This window comes from Azotobacter beijerinckii (genome assembly GCF_900110885.1).
Classification (GTDB): domain Bacteria; phylum Pseudomonadota; class Gammaproteobacteria; order Pseudomonadales; family Pseudomonadaceae; genus Azotobacter; species Azotobacter beijerinckii.
On record NZ_FOFJ01000032.1, the window covers coordinates 1 to 15,583 of the forward strand.

General features: G+C 64.6%; 7 protein-coding genes and 4 pseudogenes. 9 read left to right on the plus strand and 2 right to left on the minus strand.

The genetic code is table 11. The features are described from left to right. The 3 genes and pseudogenes from BMY22_RS15195 to BMY22_RS15205 form a co-directional block, all read left to right on the plus strand. Window positions 1–334: pseudogene (locus tag BMY22_RS15195) on the plus strand (transposase); the annotation flags it as partial. A gap of 98 nt (window positions 335–432) precedes the next feature. Beyond that, on the plus strand, window positions 433–1,143 hold the full coding sequence (locus tag BMY22_RS15200; protein ID WP_208599297.1) for a histidine phosphatase family protein: 711 nt from the start codon (window positions 433–435) through the stop codon (window positions 1,141–1,143). 54 nt (window positions 1,144–1,197) lie between these two features. After that, entirely contained in the window at window positions 1,198–1,512 is a 315-nt protein-coding gene (locus BMY22_RS15205; RefSeq protein ID WP_090623519.1) for an SCP2 sterol-binding domain-containing protein, read from the plus strand. A gap of 72 nt (window positions 1,513–1,584) precedes the next feature. Here the strand turns inward: BMY22_RS15205 and BMY22_RS25385 are convergent. Beyond that, window positions 1,585–2,590: pseudogene (locus BMY22_RS25385) on the minus strand (IS3 family transposase). Between the two features lie 596 nt (window positions 2,591–3,186). Here BMY22_RS25385 and BMY22_RS15220 point away from each other — a divergent pair. The 5 genes and pseudogenes from BMY22_RS15220 to BMY22_RS15240 all read left to right on the plus strand — a co-directional run bounded on the left by BMY22_RS15220 (window position 3,187) and on the right by BMY22_RS15240 (window position 12,605). After that, complete coding sequence (locus tag BMY22_RS15220; protein ID WP_090623521.1) at window positions 3,187–5,901, plus strand: cation-transporting P-type ATPase; 2,715 nt, start codon at window positions 3,187–3,189, stop codon at window positions 5,899–5,901. Between the two features lie 471 nt (window positions 5,902–6,372). Continuing rightward, a pseudogene (locus BMY22_RS15225) lies at window positions 6,373–7,702 on the plus strand (hypothetical protein). 31 nt (window positions 7,703–7,733) lie between these two features. Beyond that, window positions 7,734–9,994 (plus strand): annotated as a pseudogene (locus BMY22_RS15230) (Ig-like domain-containing protein). Between the two features lie 153 nt (window positions 9,995–10,147). Continuing rightward, on the plus strand, window positions 10,148–11,914 hold the full coding sequence (locus tag BMY22_RS15235; protein WP_090623524.1) for an ExeA family protein: 1,767 nt from the start codon (window positions 10,148–10,150) through the stop codon (window positions 11,912–11,914). A gap of 10 nt (window positions 11,915–11,924) precedes the next feature. Beyond that, window positions 11,925–12,605 (plus strand): general secretion pathway protein GspB, encoded by a 681-nt coding sequence (locus BMY22_RS15240; protein ID WP_090623526.1) that lies wholly within the window; start codon window positions 11,925–11,927, stop codon window positions 12,603–12,605. Window positions 12,606–13,003: 398 nt separating this feature from the next. Here the strand turns inward: BMY22_RS15240 and BMY22_RS24405 are convergent, their stop codons facing one another. Next, window positions 13,004–13,180: a hypothetical protein gene (locus tag BMY22_RS24405; RefSeq protein ID WP_167363746.1), complete on the minus strand. Its 177-nt coding sequence runs from the start codon at window positions 13,178–13,180 to the stop codon at window positions 13,004–13,006. Here BMY22_RS24405 and BMY22_RS15245 point away from each other — a divergent pair. Next, on the plus strand, window positions 13,163–15,454 hold the full coding sequence (locus BMY22_RS15245) for a hypothetical protein (protein WP_090623528.1): 2,292 nt from the start codon (window positions 13,163–13,165) through the stop codon (window positions 15,452–15,454). The two genes, BMY22_RS24405 and BMY22_RS15245, sit on opposite strands and share 18 nt — an antisense overlap. The last annotated feature ends 129 nt before the right edge of the window (window positions 15,455–15,583 follow it).

Consider the following 15,583-nt stretch of genomic DNA (forward strand, 5'->3'; position numbering starts at 1 on the left):
TGCACCGTGCTCTGCGACGGACTGGCTTGCTTCACTGCGGTCACCGCGGCGGGATGCCTGCATCAACGAACCGTGATCGCTGGACGCAAGCCCAGGGACTTGCCCGAGTTCCAGTGGGTCAACACGGTCCTGGGCAATCTCAAGACCAGCCTGGCCGGGAGCTACCACGCCTTCAACTTCCGCAAGTAGGCGGCCCGCTACCTGGGCGCATTCGCCTACCGTTTCAACCGCCGACTCGATCTGCGCACGCTGCCTGCGCGACTCCTCGTGGCAGTCGCGCGTTGCCCGCCACACCCCCTGCGGGTGATTCGGGGTGGCTGAGCATCATTGCTAATCAGGAGCCTCCATGGATGATGCAAGACTCGGCATTGACAGTCTTCCACCTGCCCCCCTAACCTCGAAGAAAACAACAATGGCCACAGGAACATGGACGTGGGCAGCATTTATCTGATTCGACATGGCCAGGCCTCGTTCGGCGCTCTGGATTACGACGTGCTTTCGCCTCTTGGCAAGCGTCAGGCGGAAATACTGGGCACTCATCTGGTCCGCTCGGGTATCGGCTTCGACCGTTGCATCAGCGGCTCGCTCAGACGCCAACAACACACCGCTAGCGCAACACTGGAGCAACTGCACCTTGCCGGCATGAAGGCCCCGCCGATCGAAACCGATCCGGCTTTCGACGAGATCGATATCGATGCCGTGCTCCAGGCTCACCTTCCAGACCTGTTTCCCGCCCGACAGGACATGCAACTGGCCCTGCAGCAGGCGGCCGCTCAGCCAAGCAGTTTCCAGCGACTGTTCAGCCAGGTCATTGAGCAGTGGATTTCGAGCAGGCACGAGAAAGCCACGCTGGAGAGTTGGAACGGCTTCCGCGAACGGGTGCAAGGTGGTCTTGATCGCCTGCTGGCCGACGCTGACCCGCAAGCACGGATTGCCGTATTCACGTCCGGCGGCCCCATCATCACCCTGCTCCACCTGGTCGTCGGTGTGTCCGCCAACAGGGCATTCGAACTCGCCTGGCAGATCGCCAACACCTCGTTCAGCCAGTTAAGATTCCAAGGTAACGCAGTGACCTTGGCTTCCTTCAACAGCCATGCGCATCTGGAAATGATGCAGACACCGGAACTCATCACCTACCTATGAATTTCGGCGCTTTTGCGGCCCGCACACAGCCCCACTCTTGAAAAGGATCAATACATGACCTCTGCTGCCGACATCATCGAAACCATGAAATCCAGGTTCGACTCCAGCGCCGCCTCCGGCCTGGACTTGGTGTTTCAATTCACTATCAAGGATGCCGACAACCATTATCTGGTGGTCAAGGATGGCACTTGCGAGGTCCACCACGGCGATGCCGACGAGCCCAATGTCACCCTGATCATGGACAGCAAGACCTTCAAAGGCATCACCACCGGCGAAATCGGCGGCATGCAGGCCTTCATGTTCGGCAAACTGCGCGCCGAAGGCGACATGAAGCTGGCGATGAAGCTGAGCGAACTGTTCCCATTCTGAGTGTTGCCATTCTGAGTCCAGGTGCAGAGGTCTACTAAGGCCTGATCTTGCCCAGCACTTGTGGACACAGGTTTAAGCACTCGCCCGAGCCTCGAAGGCTTCCAGACTGATGTATCCCAGCGTGTTATGACGCCGCTGGCGGTTGTAGTCGGTCTCGATGTATTCGAACACGGTTCGACGCATCCGGGCACGCGTACCGAAGCATTCTCCGTGGATGCAGCTTTCGGCACAGGCGTTGTCGTAGCAATTGCCCTTCGCGCTCATGCTGCCGTGCAGCCGATGGGCATGGAGCAGTTCCTGATAGGTCGCCGAACAGTACTGACTGCACGATCACGCCCTGGGGCCGCTTGCGCCGCCACAGGGCCATGCGCAAGGCATCGCAGGCCAGCTCGGCCGTCATGCGCTCGCTCATGGCCCAGCCGATTACCCTGCGCGAGTACAAGTCGATGATCACCGCCAGATACAGCCAGCCCTCGAATGTTTGCACCGGCTTGTCGGCGAGATCCGGGGGCACTGCAACCCCATGGAACCGTGAGCCGATATCGATGCCTGCGGCATGATCGTCTATGACCGGCAGCGCTCCGCGCTCCGATGTCCGGTGCTCTTTCATCAGAAGCCCTCCCATCACGTAATGTGCTGGACGGGGACTCGGATCAAATCACATTCCTAAACAGAGTCACGAAACGCGCCACCACTATCGGGTCCGCAGCTTCCCCTGGGTCAGGTTTTTTGACGGGGACTGAGCCTCCAAAAAGCAGACGACCACTGTCCAGCGGGATCAGTGTAGTGGTCGTGTTTCTAATCCAGTGGGCCGCGGAGCGCCGGGGAGGCGGTTTTTTACGATGGCCAACTCCTCGGCCTGTTCGGCGAGCAGTCGCTTGAGCCGGGCATTCTCGTCGGCCAACAACTGTTCGCGCTCGCTGCCGGCTTGGTTCTGCTGTTGCTTGCTCCGCCAGCCATAGAGCTGGGAAGGCTGCAGGCCGAGTTGTTCGGCGGCCTGGCTGACGCCAATTCGCTCGGCCAGGGCCAGTGCTTCGTCCTTGTAGGCTTGGGAATGGCGGGTACGGGTTGGTTTCATCGGGCTTGCTTACCTTGCCATGATTCACCTCGTTGCAGTGTATCGCTTAACGGGGTGTCCACTGAGGCTGGGCAAGATCAGTCGCTGAACAGCCAGGTCTTGCGTCCGATGACGTCTCACAACCGGACAGCCGGCCTGTTCGTCGACATCCTTGCGCGTCTGTGGGATGGTAACCACCGCGCCAAGGATGCCCCCATGCTCAGCGCCTCCACCCGCAGCGGCTAGCGGGAATTGCTTCACACGCTTCCCCCCGCCTGACGGCGGGCGACCGCGGAACAGCTGACCCAGAAGCTCGCCGATGCTGATTTCAAGATCAGCAAGCGTACCGTCGGGCGCGACCTGAACGAGCTATCGGAGCATCGACTGATGCGCAATCGTGCAGGACAGCTAGCAGCAGTTGCTGCTGGTAGCTGCTGTCGCAAAGCGGCACCATCGCCGTGCGCGAAACCGGGGAAGCCGCGGAAGGCGTTGCTGGAGCGCCTGGAAACGGGCCTGGCGATGCACGGGGAAGGGGCGAGGCGACCGCCTGAAGAGCCGGACGCCCCGACGGGCTCTCCAGCCGCTGGCGAACCATCGAAAACAGGACGAGTAAGGCGATGCAAGGACACGAGCACACCGACTGGCACACCCAACCGGCCGAGGCCAGCCTGGCCGAGCTGAACAGCGGCCCGGACGGTCTCAGTGCCGACGAGGCTGAACGCCGCCTGCAGCAGCACGGCCCCAACCGCCTGCCGCAGCGTAGAAACGAGGGACCGCTGAAACGCTTCCTGCTGCAGTTCCACAACCTGCTGATCTACGTGCTGCTGGGCTCCTGCGGGGTCACTTTGATCCTCGGCGAGTGGCTGGACAGTGCGGTGATCTTCGGCGTGGTGCTGGTCAACGCGCTGGTCGGCTTCATCCAGGAAGGCAAGGCCGAACAGGCGATGCGCGCCATCCAGAAGATGCTCACCCAGGAAAGCCGGGTGCGCCGCGACGGCAAGGTCAGCGTGATCGCCGCCGAACATCTGGTGCCGGGCGATCTGGTTCTGCTCGAAGCCGGCGACCGCGTGCCGGCTGACCTGCGCTTGCTCGACACCCGCGACCTGCGCATCGAGGAGGCCGCGCTGACCGGCGAATCCCTGCCCAGCGACAAGCAGAGCGAGCCGGTCGGCGCCGCCGCCAGCCTGGGCGACCGCAGTAGCATGGCCTACTCCGGCACCCTGGTCAGCGCCGGCAGCGGCGTCGGCCTGGTAGTCGCCACCGCCGGGCATACCGAACTGGGCCGCATCAGCCACCTGCTCGGCAACGTGCAGCGCCTGCAGACCCCGCTGCTGGCCGACATGGCGCACTTCGCCCGGCAGCTCACCCTGATCATCCTCGCCCTGGCCTTGGCAACTTTCGCCTTCGGCGTGCTGCTGCGCGACTACAGCGTCGGCGACATGCTGATGGCCGCGGTCGGCCTGGCCGTGGCGGCCATCCCCGAAGGACTGCCGGCGGTGCTGACCATCATCCTCGCCCTCGGCGTGCAACGCATGGCCCGCCACCGGGCGATCATCCGCCGCCTGCCGGCAGTGGAAAGCCTGGGTGCAGTGACGGTGATCTGCTCGGACAAGACCGGCACCCTGACCCGCAACGAGATGACCGTACAGCGCGTCTTCACCCGCGAACACAGCTACGAGGTGGAGGGTGTCGGCTACGCGCCGAGCGGTACCATCCACTGCGACGACGGTCGACTCTGCGCTCTGGACAGTGCCGACGACCTGCGCGAACTGGCCCGCGCGGGCCTGCTCGCCAACAGCGCCAGCCTGCACCTGCTGGAGAACGGCTGGAGCATCGTCGGCGATCCCACCGAAGCCGCCCTGCTGACCCTCGCCGGCAAGGCCGGGCTGCATCTCTCGCAGGAAAGCAGGCGCCTGCCGCGGGTCGACGCCATCCCCTTCAGCGCCGACCGGCGCAGCCTGGCCAGCCTGCATCACGACCACGCCGGGCACGGCCTGATCTACCAGTTCGGCGCCCCGGAACGTCTGCTGGAAATCTGCCAGCGGCAATGGCGGGCAGGCAGCGACGAACCCCTCGAGCGCCGCTACTGGCACCAGCGCCTGAACGAGGGCGCCAGCCAGGGCCTGCGGATGATCGGCCTGGCCATGCGGCCCCTCGAGAAGGCCAGTCAGCAGCTCGACGAGGCCGATCTGAACGAAGGCTTCGTCCTCCTCGGTCTGGTCGGCATGATCGACCCGCCACGCGAGGAAGCCATCCGTGCCATCGCCGAATGCCGCAGCGCCGGCATCGCAGTGAAGATGATCACCGGCGACCATGCCGCTACCGCCGGCGTCATCGCCCGGCGCCTAGGGCTGGCGGAAGGCCAGGCGCTGACCGGCGCCGAGCTGGACCGGCTGAGCGACGCCGAACTGGATGCTCGTCTTGGCGAAACCAGCGTGTTCGCCCGTACCAGCCCGAGCCACAAGCTGCGCCTGGTCGAGCGCCTGCAGGCCGGCGGCGCCCGGGTGGCGATGACCGGCGACGGGGTCAACGACGCCCCGGCGCTCAAACGCGCCGACATCGGCATCGCCATGGGCATCAAGGGCACCGAGGCGGCCAAGGAGGCCGCGCAGATGGTGCTGGCCGACGACAACTTCGCCACCCTGGTGGACGCGGTGGCGGAGGGCCGCACAGTCTACGACAACCTCGTCAAGTCGATCCTTTTCATCCTCCCCACCAGCGGCGGCCAGGCGCTGGTGCTGCTGGCGGCCATCGCCCTCGGCCTGGCCCTGCCGATCACCCCGCTGCAGATTCTCTGGGTCAACATGATCACCGCCGTGACCCTCGCCCTGACCCTGGCCTTCGAGCCGGCCGAGCGGCGCCTCATGCAGCAGCCGCCGCGCGATCCGAAGGTTCCCCTGCTGAGCGGCTGGCTGCTCTGGCGGGTGCTCTGCGTGTCGCTGCTACTGACGGTGGCCAGCCTCGGCCTGTTCCTGCTCACCCAGCACCAGGGCTGGACGCTGGAGGAAAGCCGCACCCTGGCGCTCAACGTGCTGGTCGCCGGTGAGGCCGGCTACCTGTTCAGCTGCCGCCGCCTGCGCGAACCGGCCTACTTCGGCTTCCGACAGAACCCCATGGTCTGGGGCATGGTTCTCCTGCTGCTGCTGATGCAGCTCGCCTTCACTTACTGGACGCCGCTGCAGGAGCTGTTCGATACCGCCTCGCTGACCCTGAACGCCTGGGGCTGGTGCCTGCTCGGCGCGGTCGGCGTGTGCCTGGCGGTGGAGCTTGAGAAAACCTTCTACCGCTGGCGCCACCCGGTCCGGGACGAGCGGCAGGCGGACAGCGCCTGAACCGTCCGGGAGTGCCGTTCCCTGCCCGGCAGGCACTCCCGCTTCCCCAACCTCCCCCGAAAGCCCCCAACTCTGGGTGTTGCCCCCTTCGCTACCCCTCCGCCAACCGGCCTGCAGCCAGCATTCTGCGGGCATCCTGCCATCGGTCGGCCAACGGAAATCCTGGAATGAAATTTGCCCGAGGCTGAATTGCAGCCCACCTGTGGTGAAGAGGAAGTCCACACGTGGCACCGCTCACCAAGAGGGAAAGACCCCATGCTCAGAGGTTGTGAAAAAATCGAATAGCGCCGCGAGAACCTCTCCAACCACCTTCAGAACGGCGTGCTACGTGAAATGCAGGAGAGTTTGCGGACCAAATAGTCTCACTTTTCACGTAGCGCAACGTTTTAGCGGGGGTTTTGAAGGGGGCTCAGCAGCAGCTTGAATTTTTCACAGCCTCTCAGGAGATTCTCGAAAACCGCGACCGCGGTCATGCTCGGCCTCACGGCGAGCAACGGCGTCCAGGCCGCCCTTTTCAACGTGGACCCCGGTCCCTACACCCCCGTAAACGCCGGCTTCGCCGCCTGGTACCAGGACACCCACGGCCGCGTGCTCGACCTGTGCCTGTCCAAGGCGCTCAGCTCGCGGGCACCGGTCACCCCCTGGCGCCCCCGCCTACATGTGCTCGCTGCTCCCCGAGCCGGGAGTCTTCGACGACACCCTGGACATCGTCTTTCCCGGCAACTTCCCGAGCGAGGCCTTCTGGTTTACCGCTGACGCCTTCATCCAGCAAGGCGGCGTCAACCTCAGCTACGGCGCAGCCCTGGAAGCGGCCTTCAACGTCGAGCAGCCGGTCGACGGCGACCAGATCAGCTTTGCGCGCATCCGCATCCGCGTCGACCTGACCACTCCCGGCAGCTACACCATCACCCACCCCTATGGAGTCGAGGTGGTCGCCGTCACCACGGCGGACATCGGAACCAACGGCGTGGGGGCGATCAACCTGACCCGCGACATCGGCATCGGCGCGCCGGGCGTCTATACCGGCGCCCTCGGCGGCGACATCGGCCCGTTTCTGCGCAGCCTGAACGGCCCTTATACGGAGACCAACCCAACCACCGGCGCGAGCGAACGCTTCGTCGGCGACCCCAACCTGACGGAAGCCGTCACCGGCAGCCCCTTCGACACCAACTACGTGCGCATCCAAGGCCCCAACGGTATCGACCTGCGTACCGAACTGTTCGCCGTCTCCGGCAAGCTCTCCACCGTCCAGCTGTCGACCCCGCTGATCGTCGAGCGCAGTACCTACTCCCGCAGCACCGACGAGAACGGCGCGCCGGTGCAGAGCCAAGACGTGTTCGTCCAGGCCCCGCCGCCACCCGGCAGCGCTCACTTTGTGGACAGCGCCGCCGGCACCATCGAGATGACCGAAGCCAACCGCACCGGCAACTGGTACGGCCAGTCGGACGCCGGGCCGACGCCACTGGCCAATCTCGCCATCACCGCGGACAACAGCCTGGCCACGCCGCCCAATCCGCCGACCACCCTGAACTCGCCACTGGTAGATCAGGTGACCATCGGCCAGGCCCAATACAGCCTCGCCTCCGGCCAGTTGCTGGTCGTCGCCAGCACCAGCGACCAGACCGCCCCGCCCGGCCTGAGCGCCAGCGTCGCCACCAGCGGCGCAGCGCTCGGCCCGCTCTCCGGCACCGAAGCGCTCAAGACCCTGAATACCGTCGTCGGCCCCATTCCGCCGGCCCGGGTCACGGTGACCTCCGCCAACGGCGGCAGCGACACCGAAGAAGTGCTCATCCTTCCGTGAAAAGACCCAAAACATCCCGCCAGGAGGCACCATGAACAAGTGGTCAGGATTTCTTCTCAGTGCCCTGGGGCTGGCCGTCGCGGCCGGTACGGCCCAGGCCGATCTCGCGGCCGTCGACCCCGGCCCCTATACCCCGGCGACCGGCGGCTTTCCCCAGTGGTACCGGGACGAGAACAATCTGCCCCTGGAGCTGTGCCAGTCCAAGGCCGTCAGTCCGACGGTTGCCGGAGCGCCGGGCGCACCGGCCTACCTGTGCACCCTGCTCCCCGAGCCGGGCGTCTACGACGACACCCAGCCGATGGTCTTCCCGGACAACTGGCCCCCGGAACTCTTCTGGTTCCTCGCCGAAACCAGCATCCCCAACAACGCCAGCGGCTTCGGGCTGGAAGTCTACATCGCCGCCATCGAGGCGGCCTTCGCCCTAGAGCATCCGGTCGACGGCGACCAGCAGAGCTTCGCACGCATCCGCATCCGCATCCGCATCCGCATCCGCATCCGCATCCGCATCCGCGCTTCGGTGCCGGTAGCGGCGAATACACCATCACCCACCCCTACGGCGTGGAAAAGGTCAAGGTCGAAACAACCGGCCGGCGGGCGATCAACCTCGTCCGCGACATCGGTATCGGCGCGCCGGGCGACTTCAGCGGCGCCCTGACCGGCGACGTCGGCCCCTTCCTGACCCGCGCGAACGGCACGCGAGTCACGGCCGTCAACCCAGAAACCGGCCTGAGTGAAACCTTCATCGGCGATCCCAACGAAGCGGTCGCCGTGACCGGCGGCCTCTCCGGCAACAACCTGGTGCGCATCCAGGGTCCCGCCGGTACCATCGAGACCAGCCTGTTCAACCTCTCCGGCAAGGTTCTCGACTCCCGCCCGGCAACCCCGCTGACGATCGACCGCGCCACCTACGGCCGCACGGCCGAGGGCACCCGGATCGACCTGTTCGCCAACTCCAGCACCGATGCCGAGGTCTGCTATCGCGAAACCCTGGCACTGGTCGACAGCACGCCGCCCTCGCCCTGCCAGAGCGGACTGACCGGCGACAACAACGGCGCCTTCTTCGCCAGCGAGCCGGCCAGCCAAGGCCTGCCGCCCCTGGTGGTGCTCACTGCCAGCGACCCGAGCCAGACGCCCCGGCCAAGCTCGCTGTCGGCCCACCTCACGGATGTGGTGAAGATCGGCACCGCCCGCTACTCCTGGGCCGACAACCGCCTGACCATCGAGGCGAGATCCAGCGACGAAACGGCGATTCCCGACCTCGCCGCAGAGGGCTTCGGCCGCCTGGCCAAGTCGGGTACCCTGCAGACCCTCAGCGTGACCGGTCTGAGCCAGCCGCCGGCCAGCGTCACCGTGAAATCCGCTGCCGGCGGCGTGGACACCGAGCCGGTGACGGTGGTGGACCGCGCGCCGGTGGTCGCACCGAACGAGCCGCCGCGGGCCGTGGCCGACAGCGCCGCCACCAGCGAAGGCGTGCCGGTGACCATCGCCGTACTGGCCAACGACAGCGACCCGGACGGCGACACGCCGCTCAGCGTGATCGACCTGGCCATGACCGGCGGCTCCCCGGGCAACGTCGCGGCCAACGGCAGCACCCAGGCGATCTACACTCCGCCGAGCAGCGGGGTTCCCGCCGCAGGGCTGCAAGCCACCTTCACCTACCGGGTCCAGGACGCCCGTGGCGGCCGGTCGGAACCGGCGACCGTCACCGTCAACGTGGCCGCCAACCGGGCCCCGATCGCAGCGAACGACACCGCGAGCGCCATCGGCAACGGCACGCCAGTGACCCTCAACGTGCTGGCCAACGACAACGATCCGGAGGGCAACACGCCGCTGGCCATCGTCAACCTGACCCAACCGGCCGCTGGCCAGGGCAGCGTCTCCAGCAACGGCTCGACCCTCACCTACACGCCGCCGAGCGGCGTCACCGCGAACTTCAACACGACCTTCACCTACCAGGTCCGGGACAGCCTCGGCGCCGTCTCCGCCAGCGCCACCGTGACGGTCACGGTCACCGCGCCGGCCGTCCAGGAAAACCTGGTGGTGCAGAACGCCACCGTGCAAGCCAAGAACAACAACCGCTGGAACTGGGACATCCGGGGCACCACCAACGTGGTGAACGGCAACACGATCCGGGTGCTGGTCAACGGGGTCACCCTGGGGACGGCCACCCCCAACCCGAACGGCCGCTGGCAGATCAAGCTCAGCAACAGCAGCGTGGCGCCGCCGACCAGCAGGACGGTAACAGTGAACACCAGCCTGACCAGCAGGGTGATCGCCATAACCGTCCAGTGACCTCCACCCCATCCCCCCTCCGGGGGGATGGGGCGAAGCCGAACGCGGTCTTGGTGAGAGCGGCCTCGAAGACGGAATGCAGCACTCTGCCGCCAAGCCGTCTCGCGACGGGTCTACCCTGAAACAAGCTCCCAGCCACGGAACGCAGGCAACATGTACAACCCGTATTTCGGCTTTTCCGAGGCCCCCTTTTCCATCTCGCCCGACCCCCGCTACCTGTTCATGAGCGAGCGGCACCGAGAGGCGCTGGCCCACCTGCTCTACGGCCTGCAGATCGACGGCGGTTTCGTGCTGCTCACCGGCGAGGTCGGCACCGGCAAGACCACCCTCTGCCGCTGCCTGCTCGAACAGGTGCCGGAGCACTGCGACATCGCCTTCATCTTCAACCCCAAGCTGACCCGCCAGGAGCTGCTCAAAACCCTCTGCGAAGAACTGCACATCGTCCTGCCCGACGGCATCGGCGGCCTCAAGGCGCTGTTCGACCGGCTCAACGCCCACCTTCTGCAGAGCAACGCCAAAGGGCGCAAGACGGTGCTGATCGTCGACGAGGCGCAGAACCTCTCCGCCGAGGTGCTGGAGCTGCTGCGCCTCCTGACCAACCTGGAAACCCACCGGCACAAGCTGCTGCAGATCATCCTGCTCGGCCAGACCGAGCTGCGCGACATCGTTGCCCGTGAGGACATGCGCCAGCTCGCTCAGCGCATCGTCGCCCGCTACCACCTGGAACCGCTGTCGCGCCCGGAGGTCGGCGCCTACGTCCGGCATCGCCTGGCGGTCGCTGGAACCCGCGCCGTGCTCTTTCCGCCCCCCTTGCTGGAACGCCTCTATCGGCTGAGCGGCGGCACACCGCGGCTGATCAACGTGCTCTGCGACCGCGCACTGCTCGGCGCCTATGTGCAGGGCAAGGCCGCGGTGGACCGGCCCACCCTGGAAAGCGCCGCCCGCGAGGTGTTCGGCCCAGGCCACCGGAGCAGAGCGCCCGCCGCCGTGGCCGCGGCCCTCGGCGTCACCCTGCTCGCCGGCCTGGCAACGGTCGGCTGGCAACTGGTCCCCGCCCCGCTGTTCGCCGCGGGCCGCGGCGCCTTGGACAGCCGACTCGCCGCGGCGCCCCTCCCGGCCGACGCCACACCTCCGCCCTCGTCCGCCCCCTTGCCCGTACCGGCAACCGGCGTCCCTGGTCGCGACGAGAAACCTGTGCAGCCACCTCCTTCCACGCCACCGACCACCCCCCCGACGCAGGAGCACGAGCCACCCCCTGAGACGCCGCTGGAGCCGCCCGCCCCGGAACCCCTCGAACCACCGGTGGAGGACGTCGCCGGCCCTGCAACCGAGGATCACTGGCTGCACGAGGCGCAGGCGGTACGCGCCCTGTTCGGCCACTGGCAAGCCGCCATCCGCCAGCCGAGCGATCTCGACGGTGCCTGCCGGCAGGTCGAGGAAATGAGCCTGCGCTGCCTGCGCCAGCAGGTCGATCCGCAGTCCCTGGCCAGCCTGCCGCCCCCGCTGATCCTCGAACTTGCCCCGGCCGACGGCCCGCCCTTCCTCGCCACCCTGCTGGTGCGGGACAAAGGGCAGGCTCGGCTGGTCGTGGCCGGCGAAGTCCGCAAGGTCGCCCTCGCCGCACTGACGCGGCGCTGGAGCGGCCGCTACGTCCTGCTGCAGCAGGCGCCGCTGGCCCGCAGTCGGCGCCTGACCCTGGGCACCCGCGGCGCCGACGTGGCCTGGGTCGATCTGCAGCTCGCCCGCTGGGAAGGACAGCAGCCGCGCGCCGGCGATCCTCTGTTCGGCACGGAACTGGAACAGCGCGTGCGCAACTTCCAGCAAGCCCACGGGCTGCTCGCCGACGGCGTGGTCGGCACACAGACCCAGGAACGACTGGTCCGGCTAGGCACCACGGAGACGGCCGCACTGGCCCGCTAGAACTATTGATATGTCCTACATACTCGAAGCCCTGAAGCAATCGGAACACGCCCGCCAGCAAGGCAAGGCGCCGGACCTCAACAGCCTGCCGCCCCTGCTCGCGCCTCCCCGCCAGAGTGCCCGCCGCCCGCCGGCTTACCTGCTGCTGGCGCTCGGCCTGTCCCTGGCCGGCGCCGGCCTCGGCTGGTGGCGTCCCTGGCAGACTGCGGAGATCGTCGTACTCGCAGCCCAGGCGCCGCGCTCCGAAGCACCAAGCCCGCCGTCTGCTCCAGCCGCCCCCCCCAAGGCGGCAGCGCCTGTCGAACCAGCCGCTACGCCGGTCGCCCTCGCCCGGCCCCCGACCAGAGCCCCGCAAGCGCCGCTGATCCGTCTGGACCCGCAGCCCGCCGCACCAGGCCCCGCCCAGCCGCTCGTCTCCGCGCCACCGGCGGTGCAGCCCGAACCCACCCTGCCAGCTCCGTCCGGGCGGGTGCTCGGCTTCCACGAACTGCCCGACGAACTGCGCCAGAGCCTGCCGACCCTGGCCGTCTCGGGCTTTTCCTACGCCGACGAGCCGCAGCTGCGCATGGCGGTGATCAACGGACGCATCCTCCACCAGCGCGACCAGGTCGCTCCCGGCGTCGTCGTGGAACGGATCGCCAGCGACGGCGTGGTGCTGAACTACCGGGGCTTTCGCTTCCGTCCGCGCTGAGCATCCGTTCACGATCCGCTGCGCGCCGGCCATGCTGCACCGGAGTGCTCGCAGAGCGGACGCGCATCCGCCTTCTCTCAACCGTCACGTACAGACCCGGCTGCCTGCCGACAGAGGAATTGCCGAAAGAGTTTTTTCGGCTTCGGCCAAAGTTCGTCGCCGGGTATCGGTCGAAACATTGCCGACCGGCAGAGTTATCGGCCTGACAACTCTGCAAACCGACTCTTCTTCATCGCCAATCTTTGGCTCGAAAACTCTGCAGCACTTGGTTTGGAATGGACACCCCATGCTTTCCGGAAAGTGAACAACTGAATCCTGCAACCGCTTCGCTGGCTTTTGAAACATCAGCGTCTAGATTTGGCAGTCAACTATCACTGATTACAGGCTTGCAATGGAGTTCAATTGAGTGCATCCACACGATCCCAACCTGGAAACATCACTGCACACGCACGGTAGTTAATTTCCTTCATCAAATCATCGAGTGGATCGCGACATGAAATATTGGCACTTGCATGTTGCTCGCCAACCGATTGCATTCCTAACGCAGGGAGAGTGAGATGGAAAGAATCGACCATAAGAAAATATTCCTTTTGGGCAGGATGTCGTTTCTCATCCTGGTTGGTGGTGCAGGCTGGGTTGCAGGCAGTGCACAGGCGGGTGACGAAATGCCAGTGACCTCGGAGGAGGTCGGAAAGTCGAATGACAACGAACGGAGGAGTCAGCCGACCCAGCCACCCGAAGAACTGTCAACCTTGGTGGAAGAGTATCGCGCACACGACCCGAACGCCTCGTTTTCGTTTTTCAATGGCCACATCGACAGTTTTTCCACGACACCGAAAAACACTATTCCGGAGTACGCCGTCAAGGTTTTGAAAGCTCTCAAATTACCGACGCAAACCGCCGAACCATTGAAGATCCGGGAGCCGATTTTCTCGGGGACAGTGGAAAAGCAGAGCCATGATGTCGAAGCGAAACCCGACGAACAATTGCCTTATGTCGGCGAAGAGTCGCAGGAGCCGGAAAAGTCCAAAGGGAAAGCAAAAGAAGATTCCAGGGAAAGCTCCACCGATGAAGTGACGGAAGAGAACAGGACGGAAGCTACGTCCTCGCCCCACGAAATGCTGAAATGGGAGCGCCCGACAAAAGAGTTACTGGCAAAGGAAAAACAGGCTGCCTCAAAGATCCTGCAAGCCTTTCTCGAGCAGTATGGAAATCTCTTCGAGATCAGCGCGGAAGAACTCAATGAAAGCATGAAATTGATGGACTTCACGCATGGCGCCTACACAAGAAGGGCCATCTACAAACAGTTCTACTCGAAAAATGAGGCCATCCTGTATGGCAAAACCATCGTGCAGTTCGATGTCAACTGGAACGTGGTCGGTATCAGTCGAATGATCGTGACGCCACAGAAATTCCCCCTGGACAAGTTGAAAGCCGGGATACCGAGCGACAAGGCAATCAAGATCGCCTCGAACGCCATGGAGGGTTGCACGAGCGACGACGCAAAACCGCTCGTGGTAGAGCCATCGATCGACCTGATCCGCAAGAGACGGGTCTGGAACGTCGAACTGACTTCCAGGCGGGGAGCATGCCATTGGCGCGTCATCGTGGATCGCGCGGAAGGCACGGTATTGAACGTGAGTGACCTGGTCAGCCAGGCCTACAACGATGCGAAGGTGAATCGCTGGTATTTCTCGGGCGGCGACCTGTTCAGTCCGCAGCAAATCGTCTCGACGAATCAATATACGCGGAACGATCGGCGCCTGGAGCATGACTTCTTCTACATGATGAATGATCATCGTTGCGAAGGCAGTGCGGAAGCCGACTGCCCCCTCACGCCGCAGGTTGGCGATACCTGGTGTGCAAACGCATACGGTACCGATAATGGATCGTCCTATATCCGTGCCACCCGAAGGCTTGATCGGGATTTCGTCTCGTATTTTCCGGGCGGCGAATCGGAAACCTTCGGCGAGACCAATGCCTATTACTGGGGGCGCTGGTTCAGCCAGTGGCTGAAACCCTCTCTCGATGCCCTGGGAGTCCTGCCGAGTTCCGCAAGCGATTATCCGCGCGTGCTCATCATCAGCAACGCCTGCACGGAGGAGAATCGCTCCTGGTACAACGCTGCCTTTGCCGTCACGACCGATGACGACAAGGGTGAAGGAGGCGGCGTGATTCGCCTTGCCCACAAGGATCCTGCAGGCTCATCCGATAGCAATGCGGGCTGTCAAGGCGGCGGCTGCTTCGTCAATCCAAGTGAACTGCACCACGAACTCAATCATTTCTATTTGCGGCGCTACCATGCCGTGGATAGCGATCTGGACTGTGGTGGGTCGAACGAGTTGCAGTTGACGCACGAGGGAATACTGGGCACCGCAGTACCTCATGCCTTTTGGCATGATTACTACAATGTCGGCTATGCCCCGACCGATACGAACAAGCTGTATTTCTCAAACTCGAGCGTCGGCCGAGTTCATACGAATGATACCGATCTGTCGAAGTTGACAGACTTTTCCTGCGCCAATGCTGCCAGCACCAAAGCCCCTTATAGTGCAGGGCGCGTGGTCGGGCAGGCCCTGTGGAAGTTCTATCATGGAAAAAAAGTCGATGGCGCCACCATCACCAACACCTGGTATCCCAGTACCGATACGGACTTCAACACACTGGTGTACTGGGCTGCCGAGTTACAATCCGGTTCCACCCTCAAGGACAGGTATGAATTCGCCAATCGCATAATGGAAATTCTGGACAAGTACAGCAACTGGTCCAGCTCCGGAAAAAGCGATTACTGCGCCATTTTCGCCACTCACGAACTTGAAGACCGCATCAACCCAGAGTACTGCAATTGACCGGCCGTGGTTGGTCGTTCGCCACGCATGTCCGGCCGAAACATGAACAGGCGCATGCAGGTTGATGGTTCGTCGAGCCATCGAACGGGCCGGGCCCTCCTGCGGGGGCCCGGCCCGTCAGCCTCGTAG

What these genes read in the sequence shown, in the direction of transcription:
- BMY22_RS15220 (WP_090623521.1), top strand. Translation starts at nt 3,187, where the DNA reads ATGCAAGGACACGAGCACACCGACTGGCACACCCAACCGGCCGAGGCC.
- BMY22_RS15245 (WP_090623528.1), top strand. Translation starts at nt 13,163, where the DNA reads ATGGAAAGAATCGACCATAAGAAAATATTCCTTTTGGGCAGGATGTCG.
- BMY22_RS15205 (WP_090623519.1), top strand. Translation starts at nt 1,198, where the DNA reads ATGACCTCTGCTGCCGACATCATCGAAACCATGAAATCCAGGTTCGAC.
- BMY22_RS15235 (WP_090623524.1), top strand. Translation starts at nt 10,148, where the DNA reads ATGTACAACCCGTATTTCGGCTTTTCCGAGGCCCCCTTTTCCATCTCG.
- BMY22_RS15240 (WP_090623526.1), top strand. Translation starts at nt 11,925, where the DNA reads ATGTCCTACATACTCGAAGCCCTGAAGCAATCGGAACACGCCCGCCAG.
- BMY22_RS24405 (WP_167363746.1), bottom strand. Translation starts at nt 13,180, where the DNA reads ATGGTCGATTCTTTCCATCTCACTCTCCCTGCGTTAGGAATGCAATCG.